Here is a 19802-nt window from a genome sequence, read left to right on the forward strand (position 1 = left end):
TTTAACCTCTTAGATTTTGAAGTTCAACTGATATTTTTTCAAGTTGAATTTTTAAATTTTCTAGAGCTTCTTTATTTTGCTCAATCACCTCTTTAGGTGCGTTAGCAATGAATTTTTCATTTGAAAGCATGGAGTTAAGTTTGGAGCTTTCTTTCTCGAGTTTATTTTTTTGATTTTCAAGTCTTGTTAAAATACCACTTAAATCAACATTTTCAAGCGTAATGAAAATTTCTAAATTCTCGCTAACATCACATACGGCTTTTGATAATTTTTCTTCAATAAATTCTATTTGCTCGCATTTTGCGAGCATCATGATAAAATGCATATAAGTTTTGATTTGATCTTTAACTTTTTTATCATTAAATTTAATATAAGCTTTTTCTATTTTAGAATTTCCAAGATCGATTAAACTTTTAGCACGGCGGATACCAACTATGCTTTCTATGAGTAAAGAAAAGATTTTTTCTATATTTTTATCTTGTTCTTTAAATTTTGGATATTTGCTTATCATAATAGAAGGGCTTGTTTTAAGCTCTGTATCGCTTAGTTTGTGGTATAAATACTCGCTGATAAAAGGCATAAAAGGATTTAAAAGTTTTAAAGCTTCTTTGAAAATACTACCAAGTTCTTTAACACTTGATTTTTCTGCTTTGCTAAGCTCTATACCCCAATCGCAAAAATCATCCCAAAAGAATTTATATAGGGTATTAGCCGCATCATTAAAGCGATAATTGTCTAAATTTTCTCTTACATCTTTAACACAAGTTTGAAATTTAGCATAGATATATTTTGCTAATTCTGAATGAAGTGTGATATTTTCTAAATCTTCAAATTTACTTTCATTTAAAAGCAGATAATTTGTAGCGTTAGAAATTTTATTTGTAAAATTTCTAACTTGTAAAAGTTTATCATTGCTAAGTTTAATATCACGTCCTTGTATAGCAAGAAGTGCCAAAGTAAAGCGTAAAATATCAGCACTATATTCTTTAATGCTTTCATTTGGGTCGATAACATTTCCAAGGCTTTTACTCATTTTTCTACCTTGCTCATCTTTTACAAGAGCGTGTAAATAAATATCTTTAAAAGGAAGTTGATGTAAAGCATTAGTGCTTTGAAACATCATTCTAGCTACCCAGAAAAATAAAATATCAAAACCTGTGATAAGTAAAGAATTGGGATAAAAATCTTTTAAATCATTTTCAGACCAAATTATATCTTTGCCCCAGTTTTCATTTCCCCAACCTAAAGTACTCATAGCCCAAAGTCCTGAAGAAAACCAAGTGTCAAGCACATCTTCATCTTGTTTGAAATTTTGACTTTGGCATTTTGGACAAGTTTTAGGCGTATGTTGGCTTGCCCATTCATGTGAACACTCACAATAATACACAGGAATTTGATGTCCCCACCAAAGTTGTCTTGAAATACACCAATCTTTTAAATCTTTCATCCAAGCATTAAAGCTATTAATCCAGTGATTTGGATAAAATTTGCTTTGACCAAGTGCAACTTTTTCTATACTTTCCTGGGCAATTTCTTTTTTTACAAACCATTGCTTGGAGATATAGGGTTCAACTATATTATTGCAACGATAACAATATCCTACTTGATTATTATGCTCTTCTATTTTTTCTATAAAACCAAGGCTTTCAAGTTTGGCTATGATTTTTTCTCTTGCTTCTAAACGTTCTAAACCTTGAAATTCTAAACAATGCTCATTTAAAATTCCTTTTTCATCAAAAATACTTATAAATTCTAAATTATGTCTAAGTCCTACTTCATAATCATTCATATCGTGCGCAGGAGTAACTTTTACAACTCCTGTTCCAAATTCTTTTTCTACATGCTCATCAGCTATAATTTTAATAGCTTTTTTGCTTATAGGTAAAATTACTTCTTTGCCCACAAATTTAGTATAGCGTTCATCATCAGGATGCACCATAACTGCAGTATCGCCAAAAAAAGTTTCAGGGCGTGTTGTGGCTACTACTAAAAATTCATCACTATCTTTTAAAAAGTATTTAATATGATAAAGTTTTCCTTTGTTTTCTTTGTATTCAACTTCTATATCGCTTAAAGCGCCATCGTGAGTACACCAATTGATCATGTAGTTTCCACGCACAATAAGTTTTTTATCATAAAGTTCCACAAAGGCTTTTTTTACGGCATTAACCAAACCTTCATCCATAGTAAAACGCAAGCGACTCCATGCAGGAGTGATGCCTAGTGTTCTCATTTGGTCTAAAATTTTTCCACCACTTTGCTCTTTCCATTCCCAGACTTTTTCTATAAATTTTTCTCTACCTAGTTCTTCTTTTTTAATGCCTTGAGCAAGGAGTTGTTTTTCTACAACATTTTGAGTAGCAATGCCTGCGTGATCAAGTCCTGGTTGATAAAGAACCTTGTAGCCATCCATTCTTTTATAACGCGTTATAATGTCTTGTAGAGTAAAAGTTAAAGCATGTCCTATGTGTAAAACTCCCGTGACATTAGGAGGAGGCATCATAATGCAGAAATTTTTATCTTTTTCTTGTATGGTTTTATTGCCATCGATCTCAAAATATCCGCGTTCTTCGCAAATTTGATAATACTCTTTTTCTAAATTTTTATCATACATTAATTTGCCTTTATTGTTTTAGCTTATTTAATAGAGCTAATTTCTATAATTTCACAAAACGGGAAGAAATATTGTGCTGTATTGAGTCCAGTTTTCAAACTTTTGATATGTTTAGAAAAATCACTTCCTTTGCCATCTTTTTTAATTTGAAGTTTAAGTCTTTCTAAAATTTCTTCACGTGCTACATGTTCATTTAATTCTTTTGGATTGTTTAAATATGGGCTTAATCTATCTAAACTAATATATTTATAAGCTTTTTTCATATCCGAAAAAATAATTTCTTTGTTATAGATAGTTAATTTCATTTCCCCTTTTGGTAGCATTTTAACAAAAATACTTAGATAATAATCTTTTGCATTATCTTGTATAACGCTTAGCATATCTTTTAACAGATTGATTCTGTATTGGCTTAAAAATTTTCCATCTAAAATATAAACTTTCATATTTTCTGTGCTAAGCTCAGGTTCTAAACGACTGTTTTTTCCTATGCTTAGATACTCTCTAGCGGTATTTAGATATTTATTTTTGTTTGATTTGTTTGATTGAAGTTCTTTTTTTACAGCCCTTTCTCTTTCTAAGATCTTTTGTTGTTTGCTGATTTCTTTTTTAAGAGCTTCTATTTTGGCTTGTTTATTTTCTTGTTTTAATTTTTCTTTATTCGTATCTAAAATTTGCTTATTTTCATTTGTATTAATATTATTACTTGTATTGGTGTTATTATTTAAGCTTTGATTGTTTTCGCTTATTGATGTATTAAATGTATTGTTATTTAAGCTTTGATTTTCATCTAATAGGTTTGTTTCTTGCTTTTGGATGGTATTGTTATTAATATTTACATCTGATGAGCTATTATTGGTTTGGATCGAGGGTGAATAGGAATTACCGTAGTTATTGGTATGCGATTTTTGTTCGGTGTAAGTGTTGGCGTTTAAGGTGTAATTCTTTGGTTTTGAATATTCAAAAAGATAATAATATGTTCCACCTAATATTACAATAACAGCAATTAATATGCCAACAATAATAGAAAAAATTTTCAAATTCATTTGCTATCCCTTAAAAACAGAAAGTTAAATAATTTTAGCATTGTACTATAATCTAATATAAAGTAATTTTAAATTTTTATATTTTTAAGTAATTTTTTTTATAATTTTAACTTTTATAAGGAAAATAATGCCGCTTTCAAAATTAAATAATGAACAATATCTTGCCGCTACTGCTGATTTTGGACACAATCTTGTCATTGCAAGTGCAGGGACGGGAAAAACTTCTACTATTGTTGCAAGAATTTCTTATCTTTTGAGTAAAGGAGTGGCACCACAAAAAATCATGCTTTTAACTTTCACAAACAAAGCCAGTAAAGAAATGATAGGGCGTTTGGGGAAATTTTTTGATAAAAATATTACCAGTAAAATACTTGCAGGAACTTTTCATAGTACAGCTTATACCTTACTTAGAAATGCGGATAAAAATATAGCCTTAAAACAAGCAAGTGAGTTAAAAACTTTACTTAAAAGTGTCTATGAAAAAAGGACTTTTAGGCATTTAAGCGATATAAAACCTTATCAATCAAGTTATTTATACGATCTTTATTCTTTGTTTCAAAATAAAGCATACAATCAAGATTTTTATACTTGGTTTTGTCAAAACTATGAAGATCAAAGTATTTATGCTGAAATTTATGAAGATATTTTAAAAGAATATGATAATGAAAAAAAGCGTTTTAATTATGTGGATTTTAATGACTTACTTATCAATCTAAAAGAGCTTTTAAAAGAAGAAAAATATGAATTTGATGAAATTTTAGTAGATGAATATCAGGACACAAATACTTTGCAAAGTTCTTTAATAGAGGCTTTTCATAGTAAAAGTTTGTTTTGCGTGGGGGATTATGATCAGAGTATTTATGCTTTTAATGGAGCTGATATTAATATCATAGGTGGATTTAAAGATCGTTTTAAAGATGCAAAAATTTTTTCTTTAAATAAAAACTACCGTTCATCAAGAAGTATTTTAGCTTTGGCTAATAAAGTGATTTTAAATAATGAAAGATTATACCCAAAAGAACTTATTGTTACAAGAAATGATGAGTTTAAAGCCCCATCTTTGCTTACTTTTGAAGAATTATTTGATCAGTATCAAAATATAGCTAAAATGATACTTACAAGCGGAGTAAGTTTGGAAGAAATTGCCGTGATTTTTCGCAACAACTCAAGTGCTGATGGGGTCGAAGTAGCTTTAAGGGAGCAGGGCATTGCAAGTGTGAGAAAGGGAAGTGGAAGTTTTTTTGAAAGTTTGGAGGTTAAAGCTTTTAGCGCTATGCTTGCGCTTGTGGTAAATCCTAAAGATATCATGGCTTTTATCCATTTGGTTCAATACACCAAAGGTGTGGGTGGAGTTTTAGCAAAAGAAATTTTTGACGCACTTTTGAAATTAGGGCATGGAAATTTAATAAAAGGTTTTTTAGATCCTGATAAAAATGTAAATTTGCAAAATCATCAAAAAAGAAATTATCAACTTGGACTTTTTGCGGACTTAGAAGAATTAGCCAGCGAAACTCGTTTTAAATTTGAGAGCGAATTTGATGCACATCCTATTTTAAGACTTTCAAAAATCAATGATTTGTGTGCTAGAAATTTGGAAAAAATCTATCTTTTTTTAAAAAAAGCTATGGAAATAAAACATTCTTTGACTTTAGTAAATTTAATTTGCGAAAATTCTTTTTATAGAGAAATTTGCGAAGAACTTGCAACCAAAAGAGCGACGAATAAAACAGGGCAGGTGGATTTATTAAGAAAGAGTGAAAATTTAGAAAAAATAGAAACAAAATTCAATGTCTTAAAAGAGCTCGCAAAAAATTATAGCGATATTTATAAGTATTATAATTTTCTAACTTTAGGTGCAAGCGAAATGAGTAGTGGTAAAGGAGTTAATTTACTTAGCGTACATGCAAGTAAGGGCTTGGAATTTGATCTTGTTTTTGTGATTGATCTTGCACAAGGTCGCTTTCCCAATCAAAAGCTTATGGGAATGGGTGGAAGCTTAGAAGAAGAAAGAAGACTTTTTTATGTTGCAGTAACTAGGGCAAAAAATATGCTTTATTTAAGCTATGCTAAATATGATAAAAACAAAAAAACTTCTTTCGCTCCTTCTCGTTTTCTTATAGAAGCAGGGCTTTGTAAGGGAGAGTTAACTATGGATTGATAAAATTTCCTTTCAAGTAAGTTATATTATAAAGAAAGGTTTATTTTATGAAAAAAATATTAATTTTAAGTTTAGCAGCAGCAAGTTTTTTAAATGCTGAAATTTTAGTTTATGGTCCAGGTGGTCCTGCTCCTGTACTAAAAGAGCTTGCTTTAAAATTTGAAGAAAAAACAAAAGAAAAGGTGATTGTAACCGCAGGTCCAACTCCAGCTTGGATAGATAAAGCAAAAGAAAATGCAGATTTGATTTTTTCAGGCAATACTTCAATGATGGATGATTTTGCTAAAAAAATTCCAGGTTTAAGTTTGGAAAATTTAAGCGTTTTAAATGTGCGTCCATCAGGTATTATCGTGCGTCCAAATAATCCAAAAAATATTAAAAATTTTGAAGATATTTTAAAAGATGGCGTAAATGTTATGGTGGTTGATGGTGCAGGACAAGTTGGACTTTATGAAGATATGGCTTTAAAAAGTGCAAAAAGAGAAAATTTGGTAAAATTACGTAAAAATATAAAAATTTATGCTAAAAATTCTAAAGCTGCCGTAGATGAGTGGAATAACAATCCAAATATTGATGCTTTAATCATTTGGTCTCATTGGGCAAAGGCTTTAGGTGATGATAAAGCTTTATTTATCAAAGATAAAAAAGCAGTGATTTATCGTGCAGCTGAAATAGCTCCTACAAAAAAAGGTTTAGAAAACAAAAAAGCTTTAGAATTTGTAGATTTTATTAAAAGCAAGGAAGCTCAAAAAGTGTGGAAAAAATATACTTGGAAAGAAGTAAAATAATTTTCAATGAAATTAAAAATAATTAATATTTATAGGATATAATCACTCCTAAAACATTAATTGTAATAATGTTTAAAATATCAAAAAAGGAAATTAAATGAGTACAGTAAATTTTAAAGGAAATCCTGTAAAACTTAAAGGAAATTCAGTAGAAGTTGGAGTAGATGCTCCTAAGGTAAATCTTAAAACTAAAGATTTAAGCGTGATTGAAATCGGTGCAGCAGACAAAACTCAAATCATCTTAAGTGTTCCAAGCTTAGATACACCAGTTTGTGCTACGGAAGCTAGAGAATTTAATAAAAAAGTAGCAAGTTACAATGGTGCTGAAGTGATTGTAGTAAGCATGGACTTGCCTTTTGCTATGGGAAGATTTTGCAGTACAGAAGGTATTGAAAATTTAAGTGTTGCAAGTGATTTTGTAGCAAAAGATTTTGGTGAAAAATATGGTGTTTTGATAAATGAAGGTGCCTTAGAGGGACTTTTAGCTCGTGCTGTATTTGTGATTAAAGAGGGTAAAGTGGCATATAAAGAACTTGTAAATGAAATCACAGAAATGCCAGATATTGCAAAACTTGATGCATTTTTTGGTGGTTCTAGCTGCTGCGGTGGTTGTGGTTGCCATTAATTTTTTGATTAAGCCCATTCTTAGGGCTTAATTTTTACATCTTCATTTTTTTATTATTTTAAGTTGATTATATTTTAATTGTTAAGTTGATTATATTTAATATTTATTTTGTGTAAGAATAATAAAAAAGGACAATAAAACTCCTATAAAATAGAGCTTTAAAATTATTATTTTTATTAAAATTTCAAGAGATTTTTATACTCCATTTTTTATAATAAGATGATTTTTTTATTTTGGAGGAATAAGGATGAATAGAAGGGATTTTATTAAAAATACCGCTATTGTAAGCGCTGCTAGTGTTGCAGGGCTTAGTGTTCCAAGTTCTATGCTTGGAGCACAAGAAGAAGATTGGAAATGGGATAAGGCTGTTTGTAGGTTTTGTGGAACTGGCTGTGGGATTATGATAGCTAGAAAAGATGGAAAAATCGTAGCAACAAAAGGTGATCCTGCAGCACCTGTAAATCGTGGACTTAATTGTATCAAAGGTTATTTTAATGCTAAGATCATGTATGGTGAAGATCGTCTTGTTATGCCTTTGCTTCGCATGAATGAAAAGGGCGAATTTGATAAAAAAGGCAAATTTCAACAAGTTTCTTGGCAAAGAGCCTTTGATGAAATGGAAAAACAATTTAAAAAAGCCTACAATAAACTCGGTGTTACAGGTATAGGGATTTTTGGTAGTGGGCAATACACTATCCAAGAAGGTTATGCTGCTTTAAAACTTGCAAAAGCGGGTTTTAGAACAAATAATATCGATCCAAATGCAAGACATTGTATGGCCTCTGCAGTAGTTGGTTTTATGCAAACTTTTGGTGTAGATGAGCCATCAGGCTGTTATGATGATATAGAGCTTACAGATACTATTATTACTTGGGGAGCTAATATGGCTGAAATGCACCCAATCCTTTGGTCAAGAGTAAGTGATAGAAAATTAAGCAATCTTGATAAAGTTAAAGTTGTTAATTTGAGTACTTATTCAAATCGTACTTCAAATATTGCTGATATTGAAATCATTTTCAAACCAAATACAGATTTGGCTATTTGGAACTACATAGCAAGAGAGATTGTTTATAATCATCCAGAGGCTATGGATATGAAATTTATCAAAGATCACTGCGTATTTGCAACTGGTTATGCTGATATTGGTTATGGTATGAGAAATAATCCAAATCATCCAAAATTTAAAGAAAGTGAAAAAGATACAGTTGAAAAAGAAAATGTGATCACCTTAGATGATGAAGAGGCTGCTTCTTTATCTTATCTTGGCGTTAAAGCGGGTGATAAATTTGAAATGAAACATCAGGCCGTAGCTGATAAAAACTGGGAAATTTCTTTTGAAGAATTTAAAAAAGGTTTAGCGCCTTATACTTTGGAATACACTGCAAAAGTAGCCAAAGGTGACGATAATGAATCTTTAGAAGATTTTAAGAAAAAACTTCAAGAATTAGCTAATCTTTATATAGAGAAAAATCGTAAAGTGGTGAGTTTTTGGACTATGGGCTTTAATCAACATACAAGAGGTTCATGGGTAAATGAACAAGCTTATATGGTACATTTTTTACTAGGAAAGCAAGCTAAACCAGGTAGTGGAGCTTTTTCTTTAACAGGACAACCAAGTGCTTGTGGAACAGCTAGGGAAGTAGGAACTTTTTCACATCGTTTGCCTGCAGATATGGTTGTAGCAAATCCAAAGCATAGGGAAATTTCGGAAAAAATTTGGAAAGTTCCTGCAAAAACCATCAACCCAAAACCAGGCTCTCCTTATCTTAATATCATGAGAGATTTAGAAGATGGAAAAATTAAATTTGTATGGGTGCAAGTGAATAATCCATGGCAAAACACTGCAAATGCAAATCACTGGATCGCAGCAGCAAGAGAAATGGATAATTTTATTGTTGTAAGTGATTGTTATCCTGGAATTTCAGCAAAAGTAGCTGATCTTATTTTACCAAGTGCTATGATTTATGAAAAATGGGGTGCTTATGGTAATGCTGAAAGAAGAACTCAACATTGGAAACAACAAGTTTTACCTGTAGGTGCTGCCATGAGTGATACTTGGCAAATTTTAGAATTTGCGAAACGCTTTAAGCTTAAAGAAGTTTGGAAAGAACAAAAAGTAGATGATAAACTTACCTTGCCAAGCGTTTTAGAAGAGGCAAAAGCTATGGGTTATAGCGAAGATGATACACTTTTTGATGTACTATTCGCCAATAAAGAAGCAAAAAGCTTTAATCCAAATGACGCTATTGCAAAAGGTTTTGATAATACCGATGCTAAAGGTGATGAAAGAAAAATTCAAGGTAGCGATGGAAAAGAATTTACAGGTTATGGCTTTTTTATTCAAAAGTATCTTTGGGAAGAATATCGTAAGTTTGGCTTAGGACATGGCCATGATCTAGCTGACTTTGATACTTATCATAAAGTAAGGGGTTTAAGATGGCCTGTAGTTAACGGTAAAGAAACTCAATGGAGATTTAATACCAAATTTGATTACTATGCTAAAAAAGCGGCTCCAAATTCAGATTTTGCTTTCTATGGTGATTTTAACAAAATGCTTACAAATGGGGATTTAATAGCTCCTAAAGATGAAAAAGAGCACAGTATTAAAAATAAGGCTAAAATTTTCTTTAGGCCATTTATGAAAGCACCTGAAAGACCAAGTAAAGAGTATCCATTCTGGCTTGCAACAGGAAGAGTTTTAGAGCATTGGCATAGTGGAACTATGACTATGCGTGTACCTGAGCTTTATCGCGCTGTACCTGAAGCACTTTGTTATATGAGTGAAAAAGATGGAGAAAAATTAGGTTTAAATCAAGGAGATTTGGTTTGGGTAGAATCTCGTCGCGGTAAAGTAAAAGCAAGAGTAGATATGCGTGGAAGAAACAAACCACCTGTAGGGCTTGTGTATGTGCCGTGGTTTGATGAAAATGTATATATCAATAAAGTTACTTTGGATGCGACTTGTCCGCTTTCAAAACAAACTGACTTTAAAAAATGTGCTGTAAAAATTTATAAGGCTTAATTTAGGGTTTTGATTAAATGAAAGGTAGAAGAGAATTTTTCGTTAGTGCCTTTAAGGCTGCATGTTTATGTACAGGAGGCGGATTTTTGGCTAATTTGGCTTTAAAGGCCGATGATAATTATGCCTTGCGTCCTCCTGGGGCTGAAGATGAAGCTAGGTTTTTAAGCAAATGTATTCGTTGTGGGCTTTGTGTAAAGGCCTGTCCTTATGATACTTTAAAGCTTGCTAGTTTGTTAGATAGTCCAAAAAATGGTACGCCTTTTTTTAAGGCAAGAGAAATTCCTTGTTATCTTTGTAAGGATATTCCTTGCATTAGAGAATGTCCAACTGATGCTTTAGATAAAAAGCATTTAGAGCAGGGTATAGAATCTTTGAAAATAGGTATTGCTATTGTTGATAGTGCTTCTTGTGTGGCACACTGGGGAATTCAATGCGATGCTTGTTATAGAGCTTGTCCTTTGATAGATAGGGCTTTAAAACTTGAGCTTAAACGCAATGAACGCACCGCCAAGCACGCTTTTTTACTACCTAGCGTGGATCATGAAGTGTGTGTAGGTTGTGGGCTTTGTGAACTTGCTTGTATTACTGAAAAACCGGCCATTCGTGTTTTGCCAAGGGAGTATGTATTGGGAAAAGCAGGTTCGCATTATGTAAAAGGCTGGGATGAAAAAGATGAAGGTCGTATAAAAAATGCAGATACTTCAAAACATTTTGATGCTAAAAAAGCAACCAATTATTTAAATGATGGAGAACTGTGATGAAGTATTTAATTGCTAGACGCATCGTTCAGCTTGGAATTTTAGCGCTTTTTAGCTTTAAAGCCGCAGATTTTATCTTGCAGGGAAATTTAAGTTCTTCTAAACTTTTTAATACCATACCTTTAAGCGATCCTTTTGCGGTTTTGCAAATCATTTTAGCAAGCTGGAGTATAGATTTAATGGCTTTAATAGGAGCTTTGATTATATTTTTTATCTATGGTTTGCTTTTAGGAAGGGTTTTTTGCTCTTGGGTTTGTCCTGTTAATTTAATCACGGATTTTGCTGCTTTTGTGCGAAATAAACTAACCCTTAATAATAAATTTTTAATTTTGCCTAAAAATTTACGCTATTTTGTATTGGTCTTGGTTTTAATCCTTTCTTTTGTATTTTCATTGCCTGTGTTTGAAAGTTTTTCTTATATAGGAATGATACATAGAGGGATTATTTTTGCTACAAGTTCTTGGATTTTTGTAGCCTTTATACTTTTTTGTATCGATACTTTTTTAAGTCCTAGGGCAATTTGTTCACATTTTTGTCCACTAGGAGCTTTTTATGCTTTTATTTCTCGTTTTGCTTTGCTTAAAATAAAGCATGATAGTGATAAATGCACCAAATGTTATGAATGTATCCGTATTTGTCCTGAAAAACAGGTTTTGTGGATGGTTGGAAAAGAAAGCACTAGTGTGAAATCAGGAGAGTGTATAAGGTGTGCAAGATGTATAGAAGTTTGTAATGATGATGCTTTGAATTTTAATATTTTTGATTTAAGGAATAAATGATGAAGAAGAAATTGGTTTTATTAGGAAGTGCTGCAGTGGTATTTTTTGCCGCTTGTGCAATGAATAGTGGAATAAGTTCGGAACAAATTGGACTTAGAAAAGTAAGTTTAGAAAATGAAAATAAAGTAAATTTAGTGGAAGCAAATTTCACAACTTTGCAGCCTGGGGAATCTACTCGTTTTGAGCGTTCTTATGAAAATGCGCCACCATTAATTCCGCATGCTATTGAAGATTTATTGCCTATAACCAAAGATAACAATATGTGTTTAAGCTGCCATGATAAGGCTATAGCAGCAGATGCTGGTGCAACTCCACTTCCTGCTAGTCATTATTATGATTTTAGACACAATAAAACCACAGGAGATATGATTAGCGATAGTCGTTTTAATTGCACTCAGTGTCATGTTCCACAAAGTGATGCAAAACCTTTAGTGGGAAATAGCTTTAAACCTGAATTTAAAAATGAACAATTAAAAAGTCGTTCAAATTTAATTGATGTGATTAATGAGGGTGTAAAGTAAATAAATGAAAAAATTTCTTTTTATTTTGAGTCTTTTTTGTGTTTTGTCTTATGCTTATGAGCTGAAATTAAATGCCAATATAACAGCTTTAAAGCTTGATAAGCAAAACTTATATATAGGCACTGATAAAGGTGAAATTTTACAATATAACATTAAAGATAAAAGTTTAAAAGAACTTTTATCTTTACCAAAGATTAAAAATTATTATGGTAATGATTTTGCTAAAATTTACAACGTTGATGTTTTTAAACATACACTTTTAATACTTAGCGAGGGTGATTTTGGTGCTAAAAATTTAAGTTTTTATAAGGAAAATTTACAAATCAAAAAGCTCGAAGAAAATAGTATAATAAAAGCATTTTTTATCAATGAAAATACTTATCTTTTGATTTCTATTGGTTCTGAAATAGAATTGATTGACAAAAGTTTAAAAAATATAAAAAAATTTAAATTTTCCCATTCTAGTCTTAATGATGTAGTTTTAAATGAAGATAAGAGTAGACTAGTTGCAGGTTTTGAGAGTGGTGAAGTGGAACTTTTTGATTTGAAAAATTGGAAGATGTTAAAAAACTATAATAAAATGCATAAAGATAATATCTATCAAGTAGATTTTAAAAATAATGTTATTTTAAGCTGCGGAACGGATAGGCGTATAGGAGTTGTAAAAAATGAAGAGCAAAATTTTTTACAAAAAGATTTTTTGATATATACCTGTGCCTTAAGTCCTAATGGGGAATTGGCTGTTTATAGCGATAATGAAGCTGGAATTAGTGAAGTTTTTAGTATAAGTGATTTTAAGCCTGTTAAAACTTTTAATAATGAAAATTTGATGAGTGAGTTTATTATTTTTTTAAACAATAAAGATTTTATCATTTCAGGCTTTGGTGATAGTATAATGTTTAGGAGTATTGATGAATAATCTTTCTAGTGTTTTGATTTTAGCAAAAGAAGAATATATAAATGATTTAAAAAAGGCTATATCTGAAATTCCTTTTTGTTCTGTAGAACTTTGTGAAAATGAAAAGATTATAGTTGTGATTGAAAGTGAAAATTTAGAAGATGAATTAAACTCTTATAAAATGCTTGAGAAATTGCCAAATATTATCAGTATTAATATGGTTTTTTCTTATCAAGATTTAAATGATGATATCCAAAAAGCAATCAATAGTGGTGCAATAGAAACGATAGAAAAAAATGAAAATGCTGAGAATATTCGCTACTATGGTAGTGTATTTAATCAATTTTCTTAAAGTGCAAAGTATATGGTATTTTTAATCCCATTGCTTATTATAATTGGTGTTATTTTTGGAGTCGATTATGTGTATTTTAAAAATCAAGATTTAAAAGTGCAAGTTAAAAAAGAACAAAAAGAATTAAACTCTAGCTTAGAAAAAGAAAGAAGAGAATATATAGAAAAATTGTTTAAAACGAAATAGATATTAAGAATCATATTATTTTCTTAAAGATAAATTAAAAAGCTTTTTGCTAGAATTAAAGAAAAATTTTAGGAAATAGCGATGAAAAATACAGTCACTGAAGCTTCTATCTATGAGGCTCAAGGGTTAAAAGACGAAGCTTTAGAAATTTATAAAAATATCTTAAAAGAAGATCCTAATAATCAAAACGCTATTGATGCAGTTCGTCGTCTTAGTGGTTTTAGATCCAAGCATAAAGATTTAAACACTCAAATGCTGGATTTTTTTATTAACATGAAAAGCGATGAAGAAATCAATGAATTTAAAAGGTGGTTGATAAAAATATGAATTTAGAAGATTTAGCTAAGAGAACCATTAGTGAAGTTAGTTCTATCATGGAAGAGCAAAGAAGACAAAATGAAATTTTAAAAGAACAAGAATTAAGCAGAAAAACTGAAATAAAAGATGAATTACCACCTATGGAGTTTGTATGCGAAGAGCTTAATACTCCGCAAGATTTAGAAGATAAAATTTCTATGGCAAAACTTGGAGAAGGGCAAAAAGTACAAAATAATATTGAAATTTCTACTCAGGAAAATAAAGAGTTTAAAAAAGAAGAGCCTTTTTTACAAAGTGAAATTTTAAATCCTAGTGTTATGACAGAGGTTCAAACGCTTAATGAGGATATTTTTTTAAAACATCTTAGAGAGAGAATTTTAGTTCTTTTTGAAGGTTTAAATAGTATAAAAAAAGATGATCTTGAAAATAGGTTAAACTTGACTATAAATTTTTTAGAGTTTTTACTTGCAAATATCGAAGATAAGCTTAAAAAATAACCCCGATTTACAGTTTATTGCTGAGTTTTTAAAGCCTCATACCAAACGAGCGTATTTGGTTGGAGGTAGCGTTAGAGATTTGTTCTTAGGCTTAAAAATTTGTGACTATGATATAGAGCTTTATGATATAAAACCTAAAGATTTTGAAAAGATTATGCAAAAATTGGGTGCACAAGGCTTTGGAAAAAGTTTTTTTGTGTATAAGTTTAAAAATTATGATTTAGCTCTTGCTAGAACCGAAAACAAAATAAGCTATGGACATAAAGGTTTTGAAATTCAAATTTGCAATGATGAAAAACTTGGTGCCAAAAGACGCGATTTTACCATAAATTCTATGATGATTAATCTTTTTAACGATGAGTTTTTAGACTTTTATGGAGGATTAAAAGATCTAGGGGTAGGCTTTTTAAGATATATTGATAAACAAAGCTTTCAAGAGGATAGTTTAAGAGTATTAAGAGCGGTAGTATTTGCTTCAAGATTTAATTTTAAGATAACTGGCGAAAGCTTGAAATTGATGCAAAGTATGAGTATAACCGATCTTAGCAAAGATAGGATCAATGCGGAGCTTTATAAATTCTTTAAAAGTTCTAGACTTGATGTCGGCTATAGATATTTGCAAGAACTTGGCTTAGAAAAACAGATTTTTGGCTTTGAGAGTGTTTTTAAGAGTTTGGAATTTCAAAATTTACTCAGACAAAGTAGAGAATTTGTAAAAAGTGATGCTTTATTCTTGTATTTGTATTTGAATTTTTTTAATTTAGAAAAAGATATATTTTTTAAAAGAACTAAACTTAAAAAAGAATACTTAAAATACGCAAATCAAGCTTTTTATCTTGATGATATAAGTGATTTTGAACTGGCAAAAATTGCTTTTGAAATGCCTTTGAAGGAGTGGCTTGGACTTTGGAGTAAAAAGCGTATTGAGCAAGCTAAAAAATTAAGGCTTTATGAGAATAAGTTTGAAAGTAAAATTTTAGCAAAAGATTTCATAAATGCTGGATTTTGTGGTAAAATTCTTGGTTTAAAGCTTCAAGAAGCAAGAGAGAATGAATTAAAAGAATATATAAAAGGTTTAGCTAAATGATTTCTGTATTAAAAATTTGCACCAAAGATCAAAAAGGTTTAATTTATAGAATTTCTGATGTTATTTTTAAATATCATATCAATATAGTAAAAAACGATGAATTTGTAGGCGAAGAAATGTTTTTTTTCCGTGCTCTTTTAGAAGGTGAATTTGATAAAGAAGCTTTTATAGGAACGCTTGAGGCTATGCTTGGACAAGAAGCCTTGATAGAGCTTTACGAGAAGAGAAAAAAAGATATTGTTGTTTTTGCTACTAAAGAAAGTCATTGTTTGGGAGATTTGCTAATAAAGCATTATAGTAACGAACTTGAAGCAAATATCAAAGCTGTGATTTCAAATCACAACTCTTTAAAGGATTTAGTTGAGAAATTTGAAATTCCTTATCATTTTATCAGTGCTGAAAATTTAGATCGTAAAGAGCAAGAAAATCAGATTTTAAAATGTCTTGAACGATATAAATTTGATTATTTGGTTTTGGCAAAATATATGAGAATTTTATCTCCTGATTTTGTTAGGCATTTTGAAGGCAAGATTATAAATATTCACCATTCTTTCTTGCCTGCATTTATAGGAGCAAATCCTTATAAACAAGCCTTTGAAAGAGGGGTTAAAATAATTGGAGCTACGGCGCATTTTGTAAATAATAATCTTGATGAAGGTCCTATTATCACTCAAGCTGTTTTACCTGTAAACCATGAATTTACTTGGCAAGATATGCAGCAAGCAGGTAGAAATATAGAAAAAGATGTTCTTTCAAAAGCACTTGATTTAGTTTTTGAGGATAGAATTTTTATATATAATAATAAAACTATAATATTTTAATGCGATAATTTTACTATGGTTTTATTTAAGGCATTAAAAAAATAATCAATATCCTCTTTTTCATGCGTATAATGCAAACTTATTCTTAACCAACCTGGTTTTGTTTTAAGTTTTTGATTATCTTTTAAGCCTAGCAAATCATGACCATAAGGCCCAGCACAAGCACATCCAGCGCGTGTTTCTATGTGGTATTTTTTGCTAAGTTCGTAAGCGATATCAAAAGGAGAAATTCCTTTGATATTGAAAGCAAAAATAGGTAATCGGGTTTTTAAATTCTTTGCGTATAAAATTAAATTAGGTATAGTTTTTAGTTTTTCAAAAAAATAATCTTTTAAAATTTCTTCTTTTTTTTCTATATTTTTAACCCCTATAGAATCTTTGATTTTAAAAGCTAAGCTAGCACGGATGAGTTGTAAAATTCCAGGTGTTCCTCCTTCTTCTAAGGCTTCTTCATTGCAAAGATAACATTGAGAAGTACGAGAAACATAACCCACAGTTCCACCTGCTGCAAAGCTAGGCTTGTTTCCGCAAAGATCTTTTTTGATGGCTAAAAGTCCAGAACCGCCAATACCACCGATTAATTTATGAGAACTTATAAACAATGCATCATAGTATTGACAAGATATGTTTTTATAAGGAATGAAACTAGATGCATCAAAAGCAATCATCCCTTTAAATTTGCGAACCATTTCAGAAATGCGTTTGTAATCACTTAATATCCCAGTAACATTTGAAGCTAAAGAAAAGCTAGCGATTATTTTTCTTTTTTTGTTTTTTTGTAAAGTTTTTTCTAGAAAATCAAAATCAATTTCTCCATTTTTATCTAAGGGAATTCTAATACATTCACACAAGCCTTCTCGAAATGAAAGTTCATTAGAATGATGTTCATAAGGCCCTACGATAACTAAAGGTAAAGTATTTTTATCAATTTGCGTAAAATATCTTTCTTTTACAAGAGGAGGAATGTAGATGCCGATCAATTCTTGAAATTTTTTAATAGCACTGCTTGATCCTGTTCCGCAAGCTATAAGGGCAAAATTTTCATCTAGTGATAAACTTTTTTTTATATCTTTTCTTGCTTGTTCGTAAATTTGTTGAGTTTTAAAAGAATTCAAAGAGCTATCAGAATGCGTGTTTGCATAGGTTGGAAGAATTTTTGAAATTTCTTTTTCTACACATTTTAGGGCTAAAGCACTTGCTGTGAAGTCAAAATGCAAAATACCTTTTTTTAAGATCAATTCTTTTTTTAAATCTGAAATTTGCAAATACAATCCTTATAAAAATTTGCTAAAATTATACTATAAAAATGCTTTATAAAAGGAAAAATATAAAATTTAAGAACTTTGTAGGTTTGTATAAGAATTTGTCTTTAAATAAGCTTTTTGATTTTTATAGTGTGTTTGAAGGTTTTAAAAAATTAAACATTTTAAATTTTGAAGACGATGTATTTACAAATATAGAGCAAATTTTGCTTGATGATTATCTAAAAATTAAAAGTTATTTCGCCTTGGATGAAACAAGTTCTTACGCTCTTACTTTACTGGCTAAAAACAATCGTAAACGTTTTTCTATCAATAGAAAAATTCAGCATTTTAAAGCTTTATCTACACTTAAATATCTTTTAGAAACAGGTATAATAAAACTTGAGTATAGCAAGGAAACTAAAAAAATAAAAGATAAAAGACAAAAAATCAAAAAAGAACTAAGATCTTATGTTGTCCAAGATAAGATTATATTTAGCAACCAATTTACTCGTTTCTTTTTTTATTTTTTAAAGCCTAACGAAAAGCTTATTTTGCAAAATCGTTATAAAGAAGTTTTAGAATGCATTAAGGAAAAATTTGAACTTTATCAAAGTTTTTGTTTTGAACAGCTTTCTAGAGAATTGCTTGAGAAAAAATTCAATATCAATGGAGTACAAAGTTACTGGGATAAGAATTTAGAACTTGATCTTTATTATCAAGATGAAAATTTGTGTTTTGTTGGAGAAGTTAAATTTAAAAATAAAAAAATTTGTAAAAATATTTTGAATCTTTTAAAATCAAAAGCAAAGTCTTTAAATTTGGCTCCAAATTATTATATTATAATCTCAAAAAATGGTTTTAGTAAGGAATTTGATAAAATATGCGAACAGAATTTGCTTTTACTTGATTTGAATGATTTTAAGATTTTATTAGAGGAATAATAAATGAATGAAAATATTTTAAAAAGTTTAGACTCAAATGAAAAGGAAACCCTACAAAAAGGATTAGAAAGTCTTATAGAACAAACTTATGTAATAGAAAATGAATATAAAACTTTAAATGAAAACTATAACTCCTTACGCGCAATGGTTGATGAGATTATAGAGGTGTTGCCTAGTGCGCTTTGGATTTTAGATAAAGAAAAAAATATTATTTTACAAAATCAAGAAGCCTTGAAAAATCCAAAATTACTTAGCATTATTAGTCTTGATAAAATTCGTGATGAGCTTGAATTTGAAGGTAGGTTTTATGCGGTAAAAATCATAGCACATAATGAAAAAACTATAGTTTCAGCTACAGATATTAGCGATGAAAAACGCAATGAAAGGCTTGCAAGCATGGGTAGCGTAGCGGCTCATTTGGCGCATGAGATAAGAAATCCTATTGGATCTATATCTTTACTCGCTTCAACCCTTTTTGCTCGTAGCGAGCTTAAAAATAAGCATATAGTTCTTGAAATCCAAAGGGCTATTGCTAGAGTGGAGCGTATCGTAAATTCAACTTTGCTTTTTACTAAGGGTGTACACATCAATGCTTTAAATTTTAATCTTTTAGAGTTAAAAGAAGAGTGTGAAAGTGCCATTAACTCTTATAATTTTACTTCTCAAATAGACTTTGAAATATCTTTTTTGGATAAGCAGATTTGTGCTGATAAAGCTCTTCTTGGTTTGGTTTTGCAAAATTTGATTTATAATGCTATTGATGCGATAGAAGAAAGTGAATGTGAAAAGCCTATGATTAAAATTTTAGCAAGTTGTGATAATGAAAAGATATGCATCAGAGTGTATGATAATGGTTGTGAAATAAAAGATGAGAAATTGGTTTTTGAAGCTTTTAAAACAACAAAACTTAAAGGCAATGGGCTTGGCTTGTCTCTTTCTAAAGAAATCATAAACGCTCATAAGGGAGAGTTAAGTTTTCAAAGCGATCCTAAGAATTTTTATTTTACCTTACCTTTGGTGTGATAAATATTTTCTCTTCACTCCAAAACAGGAACAGATCTTGCTTATATTATTTAATATATTTAGGTTGAAGGCAAAAAAATCTAAATCAAGGAATTAATATGAGTATCTTTAGCATCAATGATAACTC

19 protein-coding genes are annotated in these 19802 nt (G+C 30.2%); 16 read left to right on the forward strand and 3 right to left on the reverse strand.

Annotated features, from left to right (window positions below):
- Position 1: 1 nt before the first annotated feature.
- Together valS and ACOTU8_RS07750 are read right to left on the reverse strand one after the other, a co-directional pair.
- Positions 2-2614, reverse strand: a complete 2613-nt coding sequence (gene valS / locus ACOTU8_RS07745) for a valine--tRNA ligase (protein WP_422342414.1) — start codon at positions 2612-2614, stop codon at positions 2-4.
- Positions 2615-2637: 23 nt separating this feature from the next.
- Positions 2638-3657: a hypothetical protein gene (locus tag ACOTU8_RS07750; RefSeq protein WP_422342415.1), complete on the reverse strand. Its 1020-nt coding sequence runs from the start codon at positions 3655-3657 to the stop codon at positions 2638-2640.
- 127 nt (positions 3658-3784) lie between these two features.
- Here ACOTU8_RS07750 and ACOTU8_RS07755 point away from each other — a divergent pair, with 127 nt between their 5' ends.
- From ACOTU8_RS07755 to purU, 14 genes are all read left to right on the forward strand, one after another.
- Complete coding sequence (locus ACOTU8_RS07755; RefSeq protein ID WP_422342416.1) at positions 3785-5815, forward strand: ATP-dependent helicase; 2031 nt, start codon at positions 3785-3787, stop codon at positions 5813-5815.
- Positions 5816-5862: 47 nt separating this feature from the next.
- Positions 5863-6603: an AcfC family adhesin PEB2 gene (gene peb2 / locus ACOTU8_RS07760; RefSeq protein WP_422342417.1), complete on the forward strand. Its 741-nt coding sequence runs from the start codon at positions 5863-5865 to the stop codon at positions 6601-6603.
- A 97-nt stretch (positions 6604-6700) separates the two neighbouring features.
- Positions 6701-7228 (forward strand): thiol peroxidase, encoded by a 528-nt coding sequence (tpx, locus tag ACOTU8_RS07765; protein ID WP_422342418.1) that lies wholly within the window; start codon positions 6701-6703, stop codon positions 7226-7228.
- A gap of 247 nt (positions 7229-7475) precedes the next feature.
- On the forward strand, positions 7476-10250 hold the full coding sequence (gene napA / locus ACOTU8_RS07770; protein ID WP_260628637.1) for a periplasmic nitrate reductase subunit alpha: 2775 nt from the start codon (positions 7476-7478) through the stop codon (positions 10248-10250).
- A 17-nt stretch (positions 10251-10267) separates the two neighbouring features.
- Entirely contained in the window at positions 10268-11008 is a 741-nt protein-coding gene (gene napG / locus ACOTU8_RS07775) for a ferredoxin-type protein NapG (protein WP_260628638.1), read from the forward strand.
- Positions 11005-11787, forward strand: a complete 783-nt coding sequence (gene napH / locus ACOTU8_RS07780; RefSeq protein ID WP_260628639.1) for a quinol dehydrogenase ferredoxin subunit NapH — start codon at positions 11005-11007, stop codon at positions 11785-11787. The genes napG and napH overlap by 4 nt, the downstream gene beginning before the upstream one ends.
- Positions 11784-12308: a nitrate reductase cytochrome c-type subunit gene (gene napB, locus ACOTU8_RS07785; protein ID WP_260628641.1), complete on the forward strand. Its 525-nt coding sequence runs from the start codon at positions 11784-11786 to the stop codon at positions 12306-12308. Before napH ends, napB begins: the two co-directional genes overlap by 4 nt.
- 4 nt (positions 12309-12312) lie before the next feature.
- A complete protein-coding gene (gene napL, locus ACOTU8_RS07790) occupies positions 12313-13227 on the forward strand; it encodes a WD40 repeat domain-containing protein (RefSeq protein WP_422342419.1) in 915 nt (304 codons plus the stop codon).
- Entirely contained in the window at positions 13220-13558 is a 339-nt protein-coding gene (gene napD / locus ACOTU8_RS07795) for a chaperone NapD (protein ID WP_002867967.1), read from the forward strand. Before napL ends, napD begins: the two co-directional genes overlap by 8 nt.
- Positions 13559-13570: 12 nt before the next feature.
- Positions 13571-13744 carry a Sec-independent protein translocase subunit TatA2 gene (gene tatA2, locus ACOTU8_RS07800; protein WP_260628643.1) on the forward strand — a complete coding sequence of 58 codons (174 nt, stop codon included), beginning with the start codon at positions 13571-13573 and terminating at the stop codon, positions 13742-13744.
- 81 nt (positions 13745-13825) lie between these two features.
- Positions 13826-14071, forward strand: coding sequence for a tetratricopeptide repeat protein (locus tag ACOTU8_RS07805; protein ID WP_002852648.1), 246 nt, complete (start codon positions 13826-13828; stop codon positions 14069-14071).
- Complete coding sequence (gene ciaD / locus ACOTU8_RS07810; RefSeq protein ID WP_260628645.1) at positions 14068-14559, forward strand: effector protein CiaD; 492 nt, start codon at positions 14068-14070, stop codon at positions 14557-14559. Before ACOTU8_RS07805 ends, ciaD begins: the two co-directional genes overlap by 4 nt.
- Positions 14528-15646, forward strand: a complete 1119-nt coding sequence (cca, locus tag ACOTU8_RS07815) for a CCA tRNA nucleotidyltransferase (RefSeq protein ID WP_422342420.1) — start codon at positions 14528-14530, stop codon at positions 15644-15646. The genes ciaD and cca overlap by 32 nt, the downstream gene beginning before the upstream one ends.
- The gene (gene purU, locus ACOTU8_RS07820; RefSeq protein ID WP_422342421.1) at positions 15643-16467 is read left to right on the forward strand and encodes a formyltetrahydrofolate deformylase; all 825 of its coding nucleotides are present in this window, start codon (positions 15643-15645) and stop codon (positions 16465-16467) included. The genes cca and purU overlap by 4 nt, the downstream gene beginning before the upstream one ends.
- On the opposite strand, the gene ACOTU8_RS07825 is transcribed toward purU, so the two are convergent.
- Positions 16464-17738, reverse strand: a complete 1275-nt coding sequence (locus ACOTU8_RS07825; protein WP_260628648.1) for an aminotransferase class V-fold PLP-dependent enzyme — start codon at positions 17736-17738, stop codon at positions 16464-16466. The two genes, purU and ACOTU8_RS07825, sit on opposite strands and share 4 nt — an antisense overlap.
- Positions 17739-17773: 35 nt before the next feature.
- On the opposite strand from ACOTU8_RS07825, the gene ACOTU8_RS07830 reads away from it, so the two are divergent.
- Positions 17774-18652 (forward strand): DUF234 domain-containing protein, encoded by an 879-nt coding sequence (locus ACOTU8_RS07830; protein WP_260628649.1) that lies wholly within the window; start codon positions 17774-17776, stop codon positions 18650-18652.
- Positions 18653-18655: 3 nt separating this feature from the next.
- On the forward strand, positions 18656-19675 hold the full coding sequence (gene flgS, locus ACOTU8_RS07835) for a fla regulon two-component system sensor histidine kinase FlgS (protein ID WP_422342422.1): 1020 nt from the start codon (positions 18656-18658) through the stop codon (positions 19673-19675).
- The last annotated feature ends 127 nt before the right edge of the window (positions 19676-19802 follow it).

The sequence above is a fragment of the Campylobacter jejuni genome (genome assembly GCF_049221745.1).
GTDB classification, from domain to species: Bacteria; Campylobacterota; Campylobacteria; order Campylobacterales; family Campylobacteraceae; genus Campylobacter_D; species Campylobacter_D jejuni_E.